At 62.4% G+C, this 19,950-nt stretch carries 14 protein-coding genes and 2 pseudogenes; 7 read left to right on the top strand and 9 right to left on the bottom strand.

Features of this window, described 5'->3' with window-relative positions; translation table 11 throughout:
• The 4 genes from DM374_RS31230 to DM374_RS31215 form a co-directional block, all read right to left on the bottom strand.
• Positions 1–214, bottom strand: a 214-nt coding sequence (locus DM374_RS31230; protein ID WP_110973360.1) for a bacteriocin immunity protein, incomplete at its 3' end; no start/stop codon positions are given.
• A gap of 173 nt (positions 215–387) precedes the next feature.
• The gene (locus tag DM374_RS31225; protein WP_110973359.1) at positions 388–663 is read right to left on the bottom strand and encodes a bacteriocin immunity protein; all 276 of its coding nucleotides are present in this window, start codon (positions 661–663) and stop codon (positions 388–390) included.
• Positions 663–2,939: an S-type pyocin domain-containing protein gene (locus tag DM374_RS31220; RefSeq protein WP_110973358.1), complete on the bottom strand. Its 2,277-nt coding sequence runs from the start codon at positions 2,937–2,939 to the stop codon at positions 663–665. The genes DM374_RS31225 and DM374_RS31220 overlap by 1 nt, the downstream gene beginning before the upstream one ends.
• Before the next feature lie 50 nt (positions 2,940–2,989).
• Positions 2,990–4,171, bottom strand: a complete 1,182-nt coding sequence (locus DM374_RS31215) for an MFS transporter (RefSeq protein ID WP_110973357.1) — start codon at positions 4,169–4,171, stop codon at positions 2,990–2,992.
• Between the two features lie 106 nt (positions 4,172–4,277).
• Between DM374_RS31215 and ptrR the strand changes: the two genes are divergently transcribed.
• Positions 4,278–5,171 carry a putrescine utilization regulator PtrR gene (gene ptrR / locus DM374_RS31210; protein WP_110973356.1) on the top strand — a complete coding sequence of 298 codons (894 nt, stop codon included), beginning with the start codon at positions 4,278–4,280 and terminating at the stop codon, positions 5,169–5,171.
• 112 nt (positions 5,172–5,283) lie between these two features.
• Positions 5,284–5,406: a PA1414 family protein gene (locus DM374_RS34115; RefSeq protein ID WP_263854306.1), complete on the top strand. Its 123-nt coding sequence runs from the start codon at positions 5,284–5,286 to the stop codon at positions 5,404–5,406.
• A 199-nt stretch (positions 5,407–5,605) separates the two neighbouring features.
• On the opposite strand, the gene DM374_RS31205 is transcribed toward DM374_RS34115, so the two are convergent.
• Together DM374_RS31205 and speB are read right to left on the bottom strand one after the other, a co-directional pair.
• The gene (locus DM374_RS31205) at positions 5,606–6,985 is read right to left on the bottom strand and encodes a sodium:solute symporter (protein ID WP_110973355.1); all 1,380 of its coding nucleotides are present in this window, start codon (positions 6,983–6,985) and stop codon (positions 5,606–5,608) included.
• 139 nt (positions 6,986–7,124) lie between these two features.
• A complete protein-coding gene (speB, locus tag DM374_RS31200) occupies positions 7,125–8,075 on the bottom strand; it encodes an agmatinase (RefSeq protein WP_095154326.1) in 951 nt (316 codons plus the stop codon).
• Between the two features lie 224 nt (positions 8,076–8,299).
• On the opposite strand from speB, the gene DM374_RS31195 reads away from it, so the two are divergent.
• The 4 genes and pseudogenes from DM374_RS31195 (at position 8,300) to DM374_RS31185 (ending at position 11,563) form a co-directional block, all read left to right on the top strand.
• A complete protein-coding gene (locus tag DM374_RS31195) occupies positions 8,300–9,193 on the top strand; it encodes a LysR family transcriptional regulator (protein WP_110973354.1) in 894 nt (297 codons plus the stop codon).
• Positions 9,194–9,251: 58 nt separating this feature from the next.
• Positions 9,252–9,602 (top strand): annotated as a pseudogene (locus DM374_RS34620) (PAS domain-containing protein); the annotation flags it as partial.
• Positions 9,603–10,370: 768 nt separating this feature from the next.
• Positions 10,371–10,886 (top strand): annotated as a pseudogene (locus DM374_RS34615) (methyl-accepting chemotaxis protein); the annotation flags it as partial.
• A gap of 77 nt (positions 10,887–10,963) precedes the next feature.
• Positions 10,964–11,563 carry a tRNA-uridine aminocarboxypropyltransferase gene (locus DM374_RS31185; RefSeq protein WP_110973352.1) on the top strand — a complete coding sequence of 200 codons (600 nt, stop codon included), beginning with the start codon at positions 10,964–10,966 and terminating at the stop codon, positions 11,561–11,563.
• A 202-nt stretch (positions 11,564–11,765) separates the two neighbouring features.
• Here the strand turns inward: DM374_RS31185 and DM374_RS31180 are convergent, their stop codons facing one another.
• From DM374_RS31180 to DM374_RS31170, 3 genes are read right to left on the bottom strand one after another with little or no spacing between them, the layout of a single operon-like run.
• Complete coding sequence (locus DM374_RS31180; protein WP_110973351.1) at positions 11,766–13,112, bottom strand: HlyD family type I secretion periplasmic adaptor subunit; 1,347 nt, start codon at positions 13,110–13,112, stop codon at positions 11,766–11,768.
• 18 nt (positions 13,113–13,130) lie between these two features.
• Entirely contained in the window at positions 13,131–15,275 is a 2,145-nt protein-coding gene (locus DM374_RS31175; RefSeq protein ID WP_404821404.1) for a type I secretion system permease/ATPase, read from the bottom strand.
• A gap of 45 nt (positions 15,276–15,320) precedes the next feature.
• Positions 15,321–16,694, bottom strand: a complete 1,374-nt coding sequence (locus DM374_RS31170; RefSeq protein WP_110973349.1) for a TolC family outer membrane protein — start codon at positions 16,692–16,694, stop codon at positions 15,321–15,323.
• A 514-nt stretch (positions 16,695–17,208) separates the two neighbouring features.
• On the opposite strand from DM374_RS31170, the gene DM374_RS31165 reads away from it, so the two are divergent.
• Positions 17,209–19,950 (top strand): retention module-containing protein (locus tag DM374_RS31165; RefSeq protein ID WP_157969782.1); only part of this gene is annotated, 2,742 nt, incomplete at its 3' end.

The following is a 19,950-nucleotide window of genomic DNA, read 5'->3' as shown; positions in this document are numbered from 1 at the left end:
TGATTCTTATGATATTTTCCGGAGTATCGAGGCCTTCTTCTTCTGGCCAGTAAATAAGATCCGATGCAGTGGGGTGTTCGGATACTTCCATAAACAGGTCGATGCGCTTGTCATGTGCTTGCTCGGTGATCCCATCTTCAGGGTCGATGACCGACTGCAGCAAAACCAGAAACTCCTGCTCTGTATAGTCATTGAGTTGTTTTTTCTGGTTCATGGCTTCTCTCCGTAATGAATGTCTGAGCTCGTTGCTGGGGCAGCGCTAGGTTCCGATATAGGAAAAGCGTGGCCACAGGCGCCGTACAGCACAGGCCAATGCTAAAAGAAACCCGCGACGGTGTAGGCCTTCGCGGGTTTCTGTATTCGTGAAGGAAGCATCTTGGTGACGGTTTATTCAGGCTTGAAACCGGGTTTGTCGTTGGCAGCACGCCAGTCCTTGATACGTTTGACGACGCCTTCGGGGCTGTCGTCCTCACCTTCGGTTGGGAAACAGATGACTTGGAATGCGTTGGGAAGCTCGCTGATGGTTTCGATATGGTTGAGAACCCCATCCACGAACTTATCGTATTCTCGCCCTTGCAATGGTGAGTCGTTTCTGAACAGCAAGGTCACAAGTACTAGGAACTCGGTTTCGGTGTAGTCCTCAATGGTCGGTCTCAGATCCATTATTTTTCCCCTTTTTTATGTACATCGACATGAGCGCTTGGCGTCATGATGACGAGGTTGTCAACGTCATAGACTGCTCCCCCGTCTGCGATGGGCTGGATATGGTGCAGCTCTAGAACTCGTCTTTTTCCTACCGCGCCTTCTACTGCATAGGGCGATCCACCATTTCGCATTTTGTTCAGACTTACTTCTTTGAAGTGCTCGCTCAAATCAGGATCGGTGGCTATGGCCTTCCATATCGCCTCGCGCATCTTGTCCCATCGGCCGTAAATCTGCCCTCTCAGTTTGTCCGCTACCCGTGTAGGAAGTGGCGCACCGGAAGCGCTGTAGATTGCTTCTCCCCAGCCCGAAATGTTCCGCCCGTTTCCTGTCCCGGTCCCCGCATAATCCCGCGGGTTCTTGAACATGATGTAAATCGGTTCAAGCCCCGAATCCTCCGGGAAGGTAATGATGAGGCGTTCCTGATCCATGAGGTCCAGTGCCGGGTAGCTTTCGACCTGTCCTTGAACCGGGATCAGGCTGGCACCTTCGTAGAGGGAGGGATCTGGTTGATGCTCGGGTAGCGTCGTCGTTGGAGAGGTTTCGCTTCCTGGGGCGGTGGCTGGCGTCCAGGTCAGAATCCTCTGCGGGTTTTCCAGTACGACGCTGTAAACCTGCTGCTGAGCGTCGTACTGGGCCGCTATCACGGGTACCCGACCCAATGCGCCGGCATGGGTCGTATCAGTGATGAAGAGGGTGGTTTGCGATTCCTCGGTCAGGGCGAACGGGCTGTAGGGCAATGCCACGCTACTGCCGGAGGCTGCCGCGTTTGCAAGGTCCAGGTCGTGTGGAGGGGACAGATCGGCCAACGGTATGGAGATGACGATGCGTTGCTGCTCTTCATCCTTGGGCCAGGGAATGACTACGGCTCCCACGACTATCGTCGCGAGTAACGCCGGCCCGCTGGCCAATACCGCGACTCGCAAGGCGGGAATGGCGAGGCGAATGGCCGATTGCAGTGCGCCGTAGGCTGCCGGCGTGATCGGGAATGAACTGCCGCCCAACGGGGCGATGAAGGGTAACGCGGAGGCGCCGGACACTGAGGCATAGGTGATGTGAGCGCGCTGTTGCGCTATTTCACGAAGTACCGCTGCCTGGGCTTGTTGCTCGGCGGCCCTGCGTGCAATTTCTTCCTGGTTGGCCTGATGCAGTTGCTGATTGAGCTGCTGGGCCCGGCCTTGCAGCGCTGAGAAGGCGGTCAGTGTGTGCTGCAGGTGGCGGGCATATTCGTTGGACAATGTGTTCTGGTGATAGTCGCTCCAGCGTGGGCCGATGATCCCTGACTGCTGACCCTCGATCAGGCTTCTCAGCGCTTCGAGCTCTGTACGGGTCAGCGGAGCCGTTATTTTCGGGTTGGCCGTCACGTAAGGGCGCACGGACAGGGCGATGTTGTTGAGCATCAACTGCAAGGTGTCTTGATAACGACTCAGCGCCTCTGTCGAGGAGAGCCCCTGAACCTCTCCACTGCGCTGTACGATTTCTGCCTGCAGCGCGGACGGCAGCAATTGAAAGTGGATCTGTTGTTCTGCTCTGATTCTCTGGGCGTTGTTGGCAAGCGCGTCGGCTTTTCCTCCGTAGTCCAGAGCGGTGAGGTCTTCGTGCTGTGCAACGGCATCAGCCAATGAACCCAGCTGAGCTGTGGCTGCGGCGAGTGTCCGATCAAGTATTTTCGACTCGTGGACGGCGCCGTAAGCCTTCATGTAATCCGTGAAGAGTGTTTCAAACTGCCCGTTTTTCACCGCCTCCTGCGCGGTGTGCGCCAGAAAGAACGAGGGCTTGTAGAGCGGGCTGGTCCCCCAGAACGCATTCGCGATGGATGCCTGGTGGTGGTATTCGCTCTGTTTCTGCGCAATGAATTCCAGCAGGCCCTTGTGCTCTGCTTTGAAACGATCGGCAGTCGGGAGAGTCGCGTTGGAGGAAGTGTTTTTTACCGCGTTGATCTGGGCCTGGAGAGTGGCGTCGAGTGTCGAATAGCGTGGTTCGTATTCGGTATCGACGATCTGAGTGAAATTTACGTGCTCCTCGATGATGACCGTCTTGAAACCTGGTATTGCCGGACCTGTGAATCGCCCGGGGCCACCCTGACCACGCCTGGGGCCCTCGGTCAGCCCCCAGCCGCCTGAGCCCCGCCCACCGCCGCCATCTCCTGCTCGCGGTATGCGGTTGGGGTCCGGGTAAGCCTCGATCAGCAGGCCTTCAGTCAAATACAGGGTGTTGTCAGTGTTTTGATCCGCCATGCCATTCGCTCCTTCGAAAACGGAGCGGCGATGCTCGTTTATGGCACTGATCAGCGTCTGTCAGGTGCGGGCGAATGACGAGTAGGGGCGTTCTGATAGGTTTCAGGCCGCCAGCTCAGCGCTCCCGCCAGCATCAGCCCGGCGCCTGCGACCAGCAGCGCCGGTTGCAGGCTGCCGGCGAACAGGTTGCTCAGCGCCGCCAGCAAGGGCCCGCCGAGCTGGCCGGTGGCGAAACAGGCTGTCAGCAGGCCGGCATTGCGTTGGGTGGTATGGGGCGCCAGTTCCCGCGAGCGCTGCATCACCAACTGCATGCACGCCAGGAACGGCGTGCCGCAGAAGATCACCCCCAGCGCCAGCCCTGGACCGTCGCCCATCAGACAGGCGAAAACGCCGATGGCCTGCAGCCACAGTGTCACCATCAACCAGCGCGAGGTGCTGCCCGGCAGTGGTCGGCGCAGGCTCAGCAGTATCACTCCGACCGCGGCGGCGAGGCCGAAGCCGGGCCAGAACAGATCGGCCATCCACTGGCCATGGAAGCGTGCGCTGGCCATCTGCGACATGAACGTCGCTGGGATGATGTAACCGATGCCGTACAGGCCGTAGATCAGGCCCAGCCGCGGGATACCCCGCGAAGGTGTGGCAGCCAGTGTTGGCGCCGGCGTGGCTGGCGCCTCTTCTGGCTGCGGCAGCATTGGCCGCACGGCCAGCAGCATGACCAACGCGGCGGCGGCGTAGATCAGCCACAGCGGCGCCGAGCTCAGCCCGTACAGGTTCGAAACCAGCGCCAGCAGCCCCGTCAGCATGATGCCCAGGCCGGGACCGGCGAACACCAGGGCGCCCAGTCGCGGCAGGTTACTGCGTGCGGCGAGGGGTTGGCTCAGGCTGGTGATCATCACCATTACCCAGGCGCTGGCCACGCCGGTGCCGAAACGCAGCAGGGCGTGGGTGATAAAGCTGTCAGCCCAGAACGACAGCACCGTCAGCAGCACGCACAACCACAGCCCGAGGTTCAGGCGCAGCCGCACTTGTTGTGGGCGGCGGGCGAGCATGGCGTCCAGCGCGCCGAGGAAGTAACCGAGGTAGTTGGCTGCAGCGACCAGACCGGCGGTGGTCAGGCTCAACTGACCTTCGCCGACCAGGTGCGGCAGTTGCGGAGTGAGGGCGAAGCGGCCAATGCCCATCGCCATCATCAGGGCAACGAAGCTGGCCAGAAGACGCAGTGTGGGCGACATGTCCGGTATTCCTCTGCAAGGCAAGTGATGCGTTCAGACTACCGGTGGTTGATTTTCTTAAAAATTGAATAATGATGAGCAACTTGTTCACTTTTGGAGAACGGCTGTGGAGCTGAGCCAGTTGCGCATCTTTCAGGCGGTCGCCGAGACCGGTTCGGTGACCCGCGCCGCCGAGCAATTGCACCGGGTGCCGTCGAACCTGTCGACGCGGTTGCGTCAGCTCGAGGAGCAACTGGGCGTGGAGTTGTTCCACCGCGAGCGCCAGCGCCTGCAGTTGTCGCCGGCCGGCAAGGTGTTGCTGGACTACGCCGGGCGCATGCTGGCGCTGCACGATGAGGCGTTCGCCGCGGTGCAGGGCGGAGAGCCGGCCGGGGAGTTCATCCTCGGCAGCATGTACAGCACCGCAGCGATTCACCTGCCGGGATTGCTGGCGCGGTATCACCGGACCTACCCGGCGGTGAACCTGCAGGTGCAGACCGCGCCCAGCGGCGAGTTGCTGGAAGGACTGCTCGCCGGTCGGCTGGACGCTGCCATGCTCGACGGGCCGCTGTCGCTGGCCGGTCTCGACGGCGTACCGCTGTGCGAGGAAACCCTGGTGCTGATCACCGAGTCGGACCATCCGCCGGTGCGCAGCGCGCGGGATGTGGCGGGGCGGGCGGTGTTCACCTTCCGCAAGGGCTGTTCCTACCGCATGCGGCTGGAGGCGTGGTACGCCCATGATCACGCGGCCATGGGCCGGGCCATGGAGATCGAGTCCTACCCGAGCATGCTGGCCTGTGTGGTGGCGGGCTCCGGGGTGGCATTGATGTCGCAGTCGATGCTCGACAGCCTGCCGGGGCGCGAGAACGTTGCGGTGCACCGGTTGCAGGCGCCTTTTGACCTGGCGACCACCTGGCTGGTGTGGCGGCGGGGCATGCGCGGGGCGAATCTGGATGCCTGGGTGAGCCTGCAGGAAGAGGGGCGGGAAGGACCGGCTGTCGGAACGGCGCTCAGCGCTTGATGCAAGTCACGGGCGTAGGAATTTACGCAAGCGATTTGTGGGACTTGAGGCTATGATTGCTAGGAAACATCGTAGCCAAACTGGATTGGACGATGACCCTCAAGGGGGACTTATGAAAAACCTGATGATGAACTGGCTCCATGACCTCGCTGTTGCCTTGGGCCTGGTCCCGCCGATGCAACCGGTGCCGATCCCCAGTGACGACGAGAAGCGCAAGCGTCAGCCTCGACGTTGAACTATTCAGAGGCCTCATCGCTGCGGTTCGGGGCACCGAACCGCAGCGATGAGGTTCTTCATCCCAAAGAAAAAGGGCCTGCTTTGTGCAGGCCCTTTTTTTCAGCTGAAAGCTACAAGTCGCAAGCTACAAGAAAGACCGGGTATCGCACAGGTCGGTTTGTTCTTGCAGCTCCCCACTTGAAACTTGCCACTGCGCTTTAAGCCAGTTTCGCCGCATTCACTTCCGAGCGAGACATCAGGCTGACCACTACGAAACTCACCAGGGCGATCGCCAGGCTGTAGTAGATCGGGGTGTTCGCGTCCATACCATCCTTGATCATGAACACCAGCGCGGTAACGAAGCCCAGCGTCATGCTGGTGATCGCACCGCGGGTGGTGGCGCGTTTCCAGTAGATGGCGCCGATCAGCGGAACCAGCATGCCGCCCACCAGCAGGTTGTAGGCCAGGGTCAGGGCGCTGATCACGTCTTCCACCACCAGGGCGATGGCCAGCACGGCCAGACCAGTCAGCAGGGTGAACAGGCGGTTGATCGACAGGCTCGACTGTTTGCCGCCGCGCAGCCGTGGCAGCAGGTCTTCGGTCAGAACGGTGGACGCAGCCAGCAGACCCGCACTGGCAGTGGACATCATTGCCGCCAGCGCAGCAGCGATCACCAGGCCGCGGATGCCGTCAGGCAGGGCGGATTTGACGATGGCGGCAAAAGCGTTGTTGGCGTTGCCCAGGTCCGGCAGTAGCACGTGAGCGGCCATGCCGATCACCGCGCAGACCAGGCCATAGATCACGCAGTACACGCCTGCGGTGGTGCCGGCGTACTTGGCGACCTTCTCGTCACGGGCGGTGAACACCCGTTGCCAGATGTCCTGGCCGATCAGGATGCCGAAGAAGTAGATCAGGAAGTAGGTGATGATCGTGTCCCAGCCGATGGTGGTCAGGCTGAAGCTGGCCGCCGGCAGCTTGGCTACCAGTTGGTCCCAACCGCCAACGCGGTACAGGCAGATCGGCAGCAGAACGAACATCAGGCCGACGGTCTTGATCACGAACTGGACGATGTCGGTCAGGGTCAGCGACCACATGCCGCCGATGGTCGAGTACACCACCACCACGCCGCCGCCGAGCAGGATCGCACTCCAGAACGGCAGTTCGAACAGCACTTGCAGGACGGTGCCGATGGCCAGGGTCGAGGTCACGCCGATCATCAGCGCGTAGGCCAGCATGATCACGGCGCTGGCCTGGCGGGCCATGGGGTTGTAGCGCTTTTCCAGTACCTGGGTGACGGTGAAGATGCGCAGGCGCAGCAGCGGTTTGGCGAGGAACAGGTTCAGGGCGATGATGCCCAGGCCCAGTGCCGCGCACAGCCAGAAACCGGAAATGCCATGCACATAGCCCAGTTTCACGGTGCCGACGGTGGACGCGCCACCCAGTACCGTTGCGGCCATGGTGCCCATGTACAGGCTCGGGCCGAGGTTACGGCCGGCCACGAGGTAGTCCTCGTGGGTCTTTGCCTTGCGCATGCCGTACCAGCCCAGTATCAGCATGCCGGCGGCATAAATCAGTACAACGAATATGTCCAAGGCCATGGGTGTCTCCAATTATCTTTTTTATGTGAGATCGATCTCGCGGTCGGGTAGGCCGCCGCGGGTCATTCTTCGTAGCGCGGCCCGTCTTCAACGGGCCGCCGTCATGGCTCCTGCCTGATATCTTTCCTTGCCTTGGCTATTAGCGACGTGCAACGCCGGGCAGTACGCAGAGCATTTCGTAGAGCAGGTTGGCGCCGAGCAACGAGGTGTTGCCGGTGGTGTCGTAGGGCGGGGACACCTCAACCAGGTCGCAGCCGATCAGGTCGAGCCCCTGGCAGCCACGGATCACTTCGATTGCCTGGATGGTGGTCAGACCGCCGATTTCCGGGGTGCCGGTGCCGGGCGCCCAGGCCGGGTCGATGCCGTCGATGTCGAAGGACAGGTACACCGGGCCGCCGCCGACTTTCTCGCGGACTTCGGCCATCAGTGGTTCCAGCGACTTGTGCCAGCACTCTTCGGCCTGCACCACGCGGAAGCCCTGTTTGCGGCTCCAGTTGAAGTCTTCAGCGGTGTAGCCCTGGGCGCGCAGGCCGATCTGTACCACGCGGTCACAGTCCAGCAGGCCTTCTTCGACGGCGCGGCGGAAGGTGGTGCCGTGGGCGATTTTCTCACCGAACATGTGGTCGTTGACGTCCGCATGGGCGTCGATGTGGACCAGGCCGATCTTGCCGTGCTTTTTGTGCAGCGCGCGCAGGATCGGCAGGGTGATGGTGTGGTCGCCGCCGAGGGTCAGCGGGATGACATTGTGTTCGACGATGGTGTCGTAGGCTTCTTCGATGATGCGCACGGCGTCGAGCAGGTTGAAGGTGTTGATCGCCACATCGCCGATGTCGGCCACCGACAGCGAGTCGAACGGGGCGGCACCGGTGGCCATGTTGTACGGACGGATCATCACCGATTCGGCGCGGATCTGCCGCGGGCCGAAGCGGGTGCCGGAGCGCAGGGAAGTGCCGATGTCCAGCGGCACGCCGATAAAGGCGGCGTCGAGGCCGGCGGGACTTTGCAGGTGGGGCAGGCGCATCATGGTTGCGATGCCGCCGAAGCGCGGCATTTCGTTGCCGCCCAGTGGTTGGTGCAGGATCTTGTCCACGGTTTCGGGCCTCATCGGTTCGATTGTTCTAGTTGTTGAAACCTGTTCTCAACGCCGGCCAGCCAGCCGAAAGTGCCCTGGAACAGTTGCAGTGCGGCAAAGTCTGCAAAAGGTAGTGCCGTAGAAGAATCGCTACAGGCAAATACTTAGTTCAGGTTTTTCTGAACTATCGGCGGGAGCGGGGTTAGACTGTCGCCATTTCCGACCTGCGGACCTCCGTTTTCATGGCCTCGAACCTGCCCGATCTGAAGCTGCTGCGTATCTTCGCCAGCGTGGTGCGCCACCAGGGTTTCGCCAATGCCCAGCGCGACCTCAACCTCTCCACGTCGGCCATCAGCACCTACATGAGCCAGCTCGAGGCCGCCCTCGGCATCGTGCTGTGTCATCGCGGCCGTGGCGGCTTCAGCCTGACCAGCAAGGGCGAGCTGTTTCACCAGGAGACTTTGCGTCTGCTGGCCGAACTGGACGGTTTCGAGCAATACGCCGCGGCGCTCAAGGGCGAGCTACGTGGCACCCTCAACCTGGGTGTGATCGACTCCACCGTGGGCGATCGCGCCTTGCCACTGGCCGAAGCCATCGGCGCCTACAGCCAGGAACACCCGGCGGTGCACCTGCATTTGTCGGTGTCCAGCCCGTATGAGTTGCAACTGGGGGTGCAGGACAATCGCCTGGACCTCGCCATCGGCGCCTTCTCCACACGCATGAGCGGGTTGGTCTATCAGCCGCTGTACCGCGAGCAGCACTGGCTGTATTGCAGTAACCGTCACCCGCTGTTCAGCGAACGGAGGATTCCCGAGCAGGTCATCACCCAGCAGCGCATGGTCGGGCGGGGTTACTGGAGCCAGGCCGAATTGGCCCGGCACGGCTTCAAACACAGCGCCGCGACGGTGGAAAGCATGGAGGCGCAACTGATTCTGGTGCTGTCTGGCGCCTATATCGGCTACCTGCCGGAGCATTACGCGCAAGCGTGGGCCGATAAAGGCGACTTGCGGGTGCTATCTCCCGCGACCTTCGGTTATCAGGCGCCGTTCTCGATGATCATTCGTCGTGGTCGCAGTCGCGAACCGCTCATCCAGACCTTCCGCGACCTGCTGCGGGCGCAACTGACGCCTGCGTGAGGCGAACGTCGGCGAAAATTACTTTGTGCAAGTGGTAAAAAGCATCACGAAAGGGTTAATGCTCTGCTACTACTTTTCTTGCCGTGATGAAACTTCCTCCCCACCTTGTCAGCAGGGAACGCCCAAGATGCGCATGAATTTGCCCGTCAGTGAGCAGGAAAGAACCTTCCCCCAAGAGCAGCGGCTGATCTCCACCACCGACCTGACCAGCCGCATCACCTATTGCAACGATGCATTTGTCGCCATCAGCGGGTTCACCCGCGACGAACTGCTCAACCAAACCCATAACCTGGTACGCCATCCCGACATGCCTCCCGCGGTGTTCGCCCATATGTGGGAGACCATCAAGGAGGGAAAGCCGTGGATGGGCGTGGTCAAGAACCGCGCCAAGAACGGTGACTTCTATTGGGTCAGCGCCTATGTCACGGCCATCTACGAGAATGGTCGGATCAGCGGCTACGAGTCGGTGCGTTCGCTGCCCAGCCGTGATCAGGTGCAGCGCGCCGCGGCGTTGTACGAGCGCTTGCGCGCCGGACGTTCACCCACCCCGTGGGCGGCGCGCACGCTGGATGTGCTCGAACATGGCTGGCCGTTGGTCGGGGCTGGTGTGGTGTCGGTGATCGCCTACCTGGCCTTGCCACAATACGCCGCCCTTGGGGTGTTGCTGGCCAGCCTGTTGTCGGCCTGGTTCCTGTTGGAAAACCGCCAGAGCCGGGTGATCCGCCGCACTCTCGGGGAGCACCCGAAAGCGTTCACCAGCCCGCTGGTAGCCCTGACCTACAGCCGTAATCTGGGCCTGCAAGGGCAACTGGACCTGGCCATGATCAGCGAGGAAGCACGCTTGCAGACGGCGCTGGCCCGGCTGGTGGATGCTGGCGTCAGCGTACGAACGCGGGCGTCGCAGTCGTCAGATTTGTCCGGTGCCCAGGCGCAGATGCTCGACCGCCAGCGCAGCGAGACCGATCAGTCGGCGACGGCTATTGCGCAGATGGCGGCGACCATCCAGCAGGTGACCCAGAACGTGCAGAACACCGCGCACGCGGCGTCCGATGCCGACGAACTGACCCGCCAGGGCAGCACGCTGGCGCAGCAGAGCTTGCGGGCGATGAGCAGCATGGCGGATGCGGTCAGCGATATCGGGCAGGCGGTGCACGCTCTGGCCGAGCAGACCCAGTCCATCGGCAGCGTGGTGGATGTGATCACCTCGATCGCCGAGCAGACCAACCTGCTGGCCCTCAATGCCGCTATCGAAGCTGCACGGGCCGGGGAGCAGGGGCGCGGCTTCGCGGTGGTCGCCGACGAAGTACGCTCGCTGGCCCAGCGGACCCGCGCGTCGACCGAGGAAATCCACCAGATCATCGCCTCGCTGCGGGCGGGTGCTGATCGGGCGGTGAACAGCGCGAACAAGGGCGAGCAGATATCCCGCGACAGCGTGCACAGTGTCGAGGCGGTGCAGGTGGCGCTAAGCGGCATCAGCGAGGCGGTCAGTCGTATCACCGGCATGAGCCAGCAGATCGCCACGGCCTCCGAGCAGCAGAGCCATGTGGTGGAAGACATCAACCAACAGATCGTGCGCATTGCGCAGTTGTGCGATCACAGTGCCGGCCAAGCCAGGCAAGGGGCCGAAATCAGCCAGGAACTCGAACGCATGGCCGAGTACCTGCACGACCTGGCCGAACGCTTCAACCGCTAGTCGTACCATCCTGCCCACAGGGATGTGGGTCTTTTCCGGGACTGCTGTGGCACACTTTGTCCGCCCAGGAGAACCCGATGTCCAGAATCCAGTGCGAGCGCTGTCAGCGTCCGCAGTCCCGTTGCCTTTGTCCCTTGATTCCGTCGCTCGACAGCCGCACCCGCGTGGTCCTGTTGCAGCATCCCGATGAAGTCCGTCATGCCCTCAATACCGCGCGCCTTGCCGCCCTTGGCCTGCGCAATGGCGAGTTACGGGTGGGCGAGGTGTTCGACGGGCTGGCCGAGCTGATTGCCGCGCCGGGGTATCGGGTGGGCCTGCTGTTTCCCGGTGAGCAGGCGCAGCCGTTGCGGGCGTATGGCGAAGATCCCGATCCGCGTCCCTGGCTGCTGATCGTGCCGGATGGCACCTGGCGCAAGGCGCGCAAGCTGCTTTACCTGAATCCACTGTTGGAGGCGTTGCCGCGGGTGACCCTGGCGAGCGTCCAGCCTTCCCGCTACCGGCTGCGCAAGGCGCCGGAAGCTGGGGCGTTGTCGACCATCGAGGCGGTGACCCAGGCGCTGAATGCGCTGGAAGGGGAAGCGCGATTCGATGAACTGCTCAAGCCGTTCGATGCCTTGATCGAGGGGCAGATTGCGGCGATGGGGCGGGAGACGTTTGAGCGTAATCATTTGCGCTGATGTGTGAGGGCTAGACACCGCATCGCGAGCAAGCTCGCTCCTACAGTTCATTGCACCGTGCCGTGGACTTTGTAGGAGCGAGCTTGCTCGCGATAGCCCTTAGCAACACAGCCATTTCCCAGGTGAAGCCCGTGGTTGGGACCGCCTTTGCGACGGTTCGGCGCCCCGACAAGCTCGCACCTACAGAGCATGGGGCCACTGTCTAACGTTCCCGCAACGCCTCCGTCCGCGCCTTCAGCACCGGCTTCAGCAAGTAATCCAGCACACTTTTCTCGCCGGTAATGATGTCCACCGTCGCCACCATCCCCGGGATGATCAACAGCGGTTTGTTGTCCCCGCCCAAATGATTTTTGTCGGTGCGCACCTGAATCATGTAGAAGGCGTTGCCTTTGTCGTCAGTGACGGTGTCAGCGCCAATCAACTCCAGCCGCGCCTTGAGCCCGCCATAAATGGAGTAGTCGTAGGCGCTGAACTTGACCATGGCGCTCTGCCCCGGATGCAGGAATGCAACATCCTGCGGCCGGACCTTGGCTTCGATCAGCAGGTTGTCTTCCAGCGGCACCACTTCCACCAGGTCGCTGCCGGGCTGGACCACGCCGCCGATGGTGTTGACCTTGAGCAGCTTGATGATGCCGTGCACCGGCGACACCACCGTGGTGCGATTGACCCGGTCGTCGATGGCGACGCTGGTGGCGGTGATCTTCGACAGGTCTGTGCGTTTCTCGTTGAGCTCCTTGGCCGCGTCGGAGCGGAAGGTGGCTTCGGATTCTTCGATCTTGCTCTTGATCTCCGCCACGGCCGACTCGGCCCGGGGGATCGCCAGGCTGGTGGCGTTCATCGAACCGCGGGCTTCCACCGCGCTGCGTCTGAGGCGGAGGATTTCCACCGGCGAAATCGCCCCGGTTTTCACCAGCGGCGTCGACATGTCCAGCTCCTGCTGCAGCAGGGCCAGACCCGAGCGGTACTGGTCCAGCTTGGAGCGGAACTCGGCCAGTTCCTGGGTCTTCTGCCGCAGTTGTTCGTTGAGGGTCTGCTTCTCGCTGTTCAGGCGGCGCTGGCGCGACTGGTACAGGGCCATTTCATCCTCGGCCACTTGTGGTGCCTTGCTGCGTATCTCCGGGGACACCTGGAACGGCTTGCCCTCGGTCTCGGCGGACAACCGCTCGACCTGGGCGGTGAGGGCGTAGCGGTCGGCCTCGCTCTCGCCCTTGTTGGAACGAAAGCGGGTGTCGTCCAGGCGCAGCAGGGTGTCGCCCTTGTTCACCATCTGGCCTTCGCGGACGAAGATCTCGGTGACGATGCCACCTTCCAGGTTCTGGATCACCTGGACCTTGCTCGACGGAATCGCCTTGCCTTCGCCGGTGGTCACTTCGTCGAGCACCGCCAGCTTGGCCCACACCAGCGCAACCAGCAGCAAGGTCGCAGCCAGCCATACGGTGAGCCGCGAGCGGCGCGGCGAGTCTTGCAGCGTTGCGTTCGCCAGGTCCGGCAGGTATTCGTGCTCGGCGGTCTTGTTGAAGCTCTGGAAGTAGCTGCGTAGGGCGGACATTGCGCACCTCTTGTGAGACTAAAGGGCCTGACCGATACGCCCCTTGCGCAGGGCGTCGATCACCGCATCCTTGGCGCCGTCGGCAACGATCTTGCCGTTGTCCAGCACCAGCAGGCGGTCAACCAGGCTGAGCATCGAGGTGCGATGGGTGACCAGCAGCAACGTTTTGCCCTCGATCCAGCCCTGCAGGCGCTGGCGCAGTTGTTCTTCGCTGCTGTTGTCCATGTGGCTGGTGGGCTCGTCCAGCACCATGATTGGCGGCTCCAGCAGCATTGCGCGGGCCAGCAGCACGGCCTGGCGCTGGCCGCCGGAGAGCAGTTGACCACGCTCGCCCAGCGGGCGGTCGAAACCGCGCGGGTGTTGTCGGGCCAGTTCGCTGACGCCGGTCAGTTCGGCGACTTCGAGCATCCGCGCGTCACTCACGTAACGCGCTCCCAGGGTCAGGTTGTCGCGCAGGCTGCCGGCCAGCAGCGGCAGGTCATGGGCGACGTAGCCCAGTTGCTGGCGCAGGTCGGTGATGTCCAGTTGGCGCAGGTCGAGGTTGTCCAGCAGGATCTGGCCTTCGTCCGGCTCGTAGAAGCCCATCACCAGCCGCGCCAGAGTGCTTTTGCCCGAGCCGCTGCGGCCGATGATGCCAATGCGTTCGCCCGGTTTGACGCTGAAGCTGACGTTGTTCAGCGCCGGCGCGGCTTGCCCGGGATAGCGGAAATGGACCCGGCTCACTTCCAGCGCCCCTTGCAGGCGGGTGTTCTCCAGCGGTTGCTGGTCGCTGCGGCGTTCCTGGGGCAGGGCCATCAGGGCGTCGGTGCTGCGCATGGTCAATTGCGCCTGTTGATAACGGGTGATCAGCCCGGCGATCTGTCCCAGCGGCGCGAGCACCCGGCTGCCGAGCATGTAGCAGGCGACGAGGGCGCCGACACTGAGGTTGCCGGCGATGATGCTGTACACCCCGGCGACGATGGTCGCCATTCCGCAGAACTGCTGGATGAACAGCGTGCCGTTGGTGGCCAGGGCCGAGAGTTTGCGGGCGTGGACGTCCAGCTGGGTGAGGGCGCCATGGGTGCTTTCCCACTGGTATTGGCGTTCGCTTTCGGCGCCGCAAGCCTTGAGGGTTTCCAGGCCGCCGAGGGTTTCGATCAGCAGTGCCTGGCGTACTGCGCCGAGGGTCAGGCTTTTCTGCACGGTGTCGCGCAGGCGTATCTGGATCAGCAGGGCGAAGACGATGGTCAGCGGGAAGGCGACAAGCGGAATCACCACCAGCCAACCGCCGAGCAGGCCGATCACCGCGAGCATCAGCACCACGAAGGGCAGGTCGATGACGCTGGTCAGGGTCACCGCAGTGAGGAATTCGCGCAGGCCCTGGAAGTCGTGAATGCTTTGGGCGAAGCCGCCGATGGTGGCCGGGCGGGCTTTCATCGACATGCCGGTGATGCGCTCGAACAGGGTCGCCGAGAGGATCATGTCGGTCTTCTTGCCGGCCTGGTCGAGCAGATGCGCGCGGACTACGCGCAGCACCAGTTCGAACAGGGTGCCGACCAACAGACCGATGACCAGCACCCAGAGGGTCGAGGTGGCCTGGTTCGGCACCACGCGGTCGTACGTCTGCATCACGAACAGCGGCACCATCAGGCCCAACAGGTTGATCAGCAGGCTGGCCAGCAGGGCGTCGCTGTACAGCCAGCGGGATTGTTTGAGGGTGTCGCGAAACCACGCGTTGACCCGTGGCACCAGCGGGTTGCGCAGGTCTTCGAGTTCATGTCGGGGGCGGGCGAAAAGGACCTGGCCTGCGTAGGCTTCGTCCAGTTCCTGGCGGCTGACCCACTGCTCGCCGCCGTCGGCTTCGCAAGGCAGGATCAGCGCCTGATCGCCGTCTTTCCAGCGTCGCAGCACCGCGCAGCGGCCGTCCTTGAGCAGCAGCAGCACCGGCAGGTTGAGTGCGGAAATCGCGCCCAGCTCACGGCGCAGTATCCGCGCCTGCAGGCCGGCCCGCGCCGCCGCACGCGGTAGCAGGTCGACGTTGAGCCGTTGTTGCGGCAACGGCAGGCCGCTGCTCAGGCTGGCGCGGCTGGCCGTGCAACCGTGCAGCTTGCAGAGGATCAACAGCCCATCGAGTAACGGATCATCGAAACTCTGGCGTTGGTCCGCCGAGCTCGCCGGTTGCATGCTGGTCACAATGGCCTACTCCTCAGCCGAGGCGGCGGAAACTACTCAACGCATTTCAGGCAACCGCGCGTCGGTCTTGACGTCGCTCTGGGCGACGGCTTCAGGCGGCAGCGAGATCTTCTGTTTGATCAGCAGTTCGCCAATGTTAGCCAGCACCCGATAGCCGGAGAACTCCTCGATGTAGCGCACTTCGACGTAGCGCCGGTTGGCGTTGTACAGCTCGTTTTCGCTGTCGAGCACATCGAGCAGGGTACGTTGGCCGAGGCCGAACTGGTCCTGGTAGGCCGCGCGCACACGGGTGGTGGTCTCGGCGTACTGGCGGGCCGATGGGGTCTGTTTGGCAGCGTTCTGCAGGGCGTTCCAGGACAGCGAAAGATCCTCGGTGAGGGTGCGCAGCGCGTTGTTGCGGATGTCCATGGCCTGGTTGATCTTGTGCGCGTCGGACTGCAGGCGGGCTTTGTCGCTGCCGCCGCGGAACAGGTTGTAGGTCATCACCACGCCGGCGTGCCAGTCGGTGTTGGAATGGCCCGGCTCGCCGCCCAGGTTGTTGTTGGCGGCGGTGGACAGCTCGGCGTCCAGGCGCGGGTAGAACGGCGACTTCGCCACTTCATATTGTTGCTCGGCGGCCTGGATGTCGGCCTGGGCCGATTTCAGGTAGGGGTTGTTCGCCAGCATGTCCTGGCGAGCGTCGACCAGGCTGGTGGGGATTTCGCCCTTGATCGAAGGCGGGGCTTCCAGCTCGTCGGCGGTGCGGCCGGTGACGCTGAAGAAATTCGCCTCGGCATCGGCCAGGTCGACTTCTGCGGTGTACAGGTTATTTTCCGCCAGTGCCCGGCGAGCGGTGGACTGGTCGAGGTCGGCGGTGCTGCCGACGCCGCGCTCGCTGCGCAGGCCGATCTGGTCGTTGACCCGCAAGTGAGCCTGCAGGTTGTTCTTGGCCAGGGTCACCAATTCGCGGCGCTTGAGCACTTCGAGGTAAACCTCGATTGCGCGCAGGCCGATGGTCTGCGCGGTGGCTTGCAGGTAGTAGGCGCGGGAGTTGACCACCGCTTCAGTGCGGGCGACTTCATTGGAGGTATTGAAGCCGTCGAACAGCATCTGCCGCAGGCGCAGCTCCGACTGGGTGTAGTTCAGGGTTTCCTTGTTGTGGCTGCGTGTGCCGTCGGTATTCAGGGTGCGGGTATTGGTGTTGTCAGAGCGCTCACGGCCATAGCCGGCAACCAGATCGACGCTCGGGTAGTAACCGCCGCGCGCGAATTTCACATCTTCATCGGCAGACAACCTGCTGTTTATTCCTGCCTTGGCTTCGGGGTGGTAATCCACGGCGCTTTGCACAGCTTCCTGCAAAGACATGGCCTGGGCATTGGCGCAGGCCATGGCCAGTAAAACTGCACTGGTAAGTGGGTTCAAAACACGCATGGGTTACTTCTCCCTGAGTTCCATTTTTAGGTGCAGCATCGCCAATAAAATGACGAAAAATTGAGGTCAAACCGTTTCAGGCTTGTAACAACAGAGCTAAGAACATTTGCGCGCGAAGCTAAGAAGAAATTTTCATAAGGGTTATGCGAAAAAAAACTTATGCGGTCTAAGGAAACCAGCACATTGTTTAACCCAAGCGCCACGTATACCGGGCGCTGAAGCGCTTTTTTACTGGCGCCAGAAAGTTTTCAGGTGGTTTTTCGACATAGGGCGTGAAAGGCGTGGAGGGGAAGGGAAGCACCGCAAATGTTGGCGACGTAAAATTGGCGGAAGGCCAGTTGCCAGTAGGTGTTCTCAATCCACTGCGGCGACGTCGATCCGGATCGTGGATTTCCTCTGAAGTCCCCCGGATGTGGCGGTCGCAGGTAGTTCGATCCGGGCACCGGTCATTTGGCCCGCACACGAAACGCCACGTACTTCCTGCAAGAGAACTCGGCGGTGGAGGAGTGGGTACATGGCTCAGTCAATCGGTGTGGTCAGCAAGGTGGTCGGTCTGGTGTTCGCGGTCGCGAGTGACGGAACCCGGCGGGCATTGGTCGAAGGTGACCGTCTGTTCGTCGGCGAACAACTGGAGACCGGCGCGGCCGGGGCGGTGGCGGTCCACCTGGCCAACGGCGGGGAACTGACCCTCGGCCGCGACAGCAGCCTGACCCTCTCCAGCAACCTGCTGAATCATCACGCGCCTCATGTGCAAGCCCCGGATGTCGTGACCCCGACAGAAGCGCAACTGACCGACGTCGAAAAACTCCAGCAAGCCATCGCCGCCGGCGGCGACCCGACCCAGGATGCCGAGGCGACCGCCGCCGGCCCCGGTAACGGCGCGCCGGGTGCCTTGGGGGGCGGGCACAGTTTCGTGTTGCTGACCGAAGTGGGTGGCCGGGTCGATCCGGTCATTGGCTTTCCCACCGCCGGCTTCAACTTCCAGGCCGACCTGGTGGACCTGCGCACCGGCGATGTGACGCACGACCAGCCACTCCCGCCCCTGGTGAACAACCCGATCAGCCTGAATGGCCTGGCGGTGCAGGGCGGCGAGATCACCGTCAACGAAGCCAATCTGCCACAGGGCTCGGCCAGCAATGCCGGCGCCCTCACCCAGGTTGGGACCTTCACCGTGGTCGCACCTGACGGGGTGTTCAACCTCAATGTCGGTGGCGTGAATGTGCTGACGGCTGGCGTTGTCACTGGCGTAGGACAGTCCTTCACCACCGGTGCCGGCAACCTCCTGACCATCACCGCGTACGACCCCGCCAGTGGCACCGTCAGCTACAGCTACACCCTGACGACCGCCGGCAGCTCGCTGGGCGAAAACATCCCGGTCATCGCCAGTGACAGCAATGGCGATGTCACCAGCGGCAGCCTCGATGTCACCATCCTCGACGATGTGCCGCGGGCGGTGGACGACACCAATGCCTCGGTGGCCACCGAAGCCTCGACCGTGCTGACCGGCAACGTTCTGCCCAACGACATCCAGGGCGCCGACCGCACGCCCAACCCGATCATCCCGGGAACGTTCACCGGCACCTACGGCACGCTCGTACTGGCTGCGGACGGTTCCTACACCTACACCCTGAATCCCTCGGACCCGGACTTCATCAACCTGCACGGTGGTGGGAACGCGACCGAGACTTTTACCTACACGCTGACCGATGCCGATGGCGACACCAGCAACGCCAACCTCGTGCTCAACATCACCAACCTGGATGATCCGGTGGTGTTGGGCGGGGTGGGGGCCAATGCCGGAGCGATCAGCGTTTTCGAGAAGAACCTGAGTACCGGCAGCAGTCCGGATGCGGCCGCGCTGACCCAGACCGGCAGCTTTACCGTCACCGCGGCAGATGGCTTGCAGACCCTGAACGTTGGCGGCATCAACGTTATTTCCGGCGGCGTGGCGGTCACTTTCCCGCAAACCGTGACGACACCGCTGGGGAATACCCTGACCGTCACCGGCTACAACCCGGCCACTGGGGTGGTGACCTACAGCTACACCTTGCTGGACAGCGAAACACATCCGGCGGGCAACGGGGCGAACACCCTGACGGAAAGCTTCACCGTGGTCGCCACCGATACCGACGGCAGCTCCAGCACGGCCAACCTGAACGTGCTTATCGTCGATGATCAGCCGGTTGCGGTGGCAGACAGCAATGCGTCGGTCGCTACCGAAGCCTCAACGGTGCTGACCGGGAATGTGCTGACCAACGACATTCAGGGCGCCGACCGGGTGACCGGACCGATCACTGCAGGCACCTTCACCGGGACCTACGGCACGCTGGTTTTGGCTGCGGACGGTTCCTACACCTACACGCTGAATCCTGCGGATCCGGACTTCTTCAACCTGCACGGTGGTGGTAACGGGACCGAGACCTTTGCCTACACCCTCACCGATGCGGATGGCGATACCAGTACCGCCAATCTGGTGCTGAACATCACCAACCTCAACGACCCGGTGACGCTGACGGGCCTGGATAACAGCGGCGGCGAACTGAGCGTCTACGAGAGAAACCTGAGCGATGGCAGCAGCCCGGACGCCGGGGCACTCACGCAGACTGGCACCTTCACCATCAGCGCGCCGGATGGACTGCAGACCCTGAGTGTCGGTGGCATCAATGTCATCAGCGGCGGCGTGGCGGCCGGCTTCCCGCAATCCACGACCACCTTGCTCGGCAACACCCTGACCGTCACTGGCTATAACCCGAGCACCGGCGTGGTGACCTACAGCTACACCCTGCTGGACAACGAAGCGCATCCGAATGCTGGCGGCACCAACAGCGTGACCGAGAGCTTCAGCGTTATCGCCACCGACACCGATGGCAGCAGCACCAGCGGCAGTATTGACGTGAACATCGTCGACGACGTGCCGACGGCTGTTGCGGATACCAATGCGTCGGTTGCTACCGAAGCCTCGACGGTGCTGACGGGGAATGTGCTGACTAACGACATCCAGGGTGCTGACCGGGTTACCGGGCCGATTACTGCGGGCACTTTCACCGGGACCTACGGCACGTTGGTATTGGCTGCGGATGGGTCTTACACCTATACGCTGAACCCTGCGGATCCAGACTTCTTCAATCTGCATGGTGGGGGAACGGGGACTGAGACGTTTGCCTACACCCTGACTGATGCCGATGGCGACACCAGCACTGCCAATCTGGTCCTGGACATCAAGAACCTGAATGACCCAGTCACCCTCAATGGCCTC

It is taken from the genome of Pseudomonas huaxiensis, from assembly GCF_003231275.1.
Taxonomy (GTDB): Bacteria; Pseudomonadota; Gammaproteobacteria; order Pseudomonadales; family Pseudomonadaceae; genus Aquipseudomonas; species Aquipseudomonas huaxiensis.
Note: the sequence above shows the minus strand (reverse complement) of the source record. Positions and strands in the feature narration are given on the sequence as shown.

What these genes read in the sequence shown, in the direction of transcription:
- DM374_RS31225 (WP_110973359.1), bottom strand. Translation starts at nt 663, where the DNA reads ATGGATCTGAGACCGACCATTGAGGACTACACCGAAACCGAGTTCCTA.
- DM374_RS31220 (WP_110973358.1), bottom strand. Translation starts at nt 2,939, where the DNA reads ATGGCGGATCAAAACACTGACAACACCCTGTATTTGACTGAAGGCCTG.
- DM374_RS31215 (WP_110973357.1), bottom strand. Translation starts at nt 4,171, where the DNA reads ATGTCGCCCACACTGCGTCTTCTGGCCAGCTTCGTTGCCCTGATGATG.
- DM374_RS34115 (WP_263854306.1), top strand. Translation starts at nt 5,284, where the DNA reads ATGAAAAACCTGATGATGAACTGGCTCCATGACCTCGCTGTTGCCTTG.
- DM374_RS31205 (WP_110973355.1), bottom strand. Translation starts at nt 6,985, where the DNA reads ATGGCCTTGGACATATTCGTTGTACTGATTTATGCCGCCGGCATGCTG.
- DM374_RS31195 (WP_110973354.1), top strand. Translation starts at nt 8,300, where the DNA reads ATGGCCTCGAACCTGCCCGATCTGAAGCTGCTGCGTATCTTCGCCAGC.
- DM374_RS31185 (WP_110973352.1), top strand. Translation starts at nt 10,964, where the DNA reads ATGTCCAGAATCCAGTGCGAGCGCTGTCAGCGTCCGCAGTCCCGTTGC.
- DM374_RS31180 (WP_110973351.1), bottom strand. Translation starts at nt 13,112, where the DNA reads ATGTCCGCCCTACGCAGCTACTTCCAGAGCTTCAACAAGACCGCCGAG.
- DM374_RS31175 (WP_404821404.1), bottom strand. Translation starts at nt 15,275, where the DNA reads ATGCAACCGGCGAGCTCGGCGGACCAACGCCAGAGTTTCGATGATCCG.
- DM374_RS31170 (WP_110973349.1), bottom strand. Translation starts at nt 16,694, where the DNA reads ATGCGTGTTTTGAACCCACTTACCAGTGCAGTTTTACTGGCCATGGCC.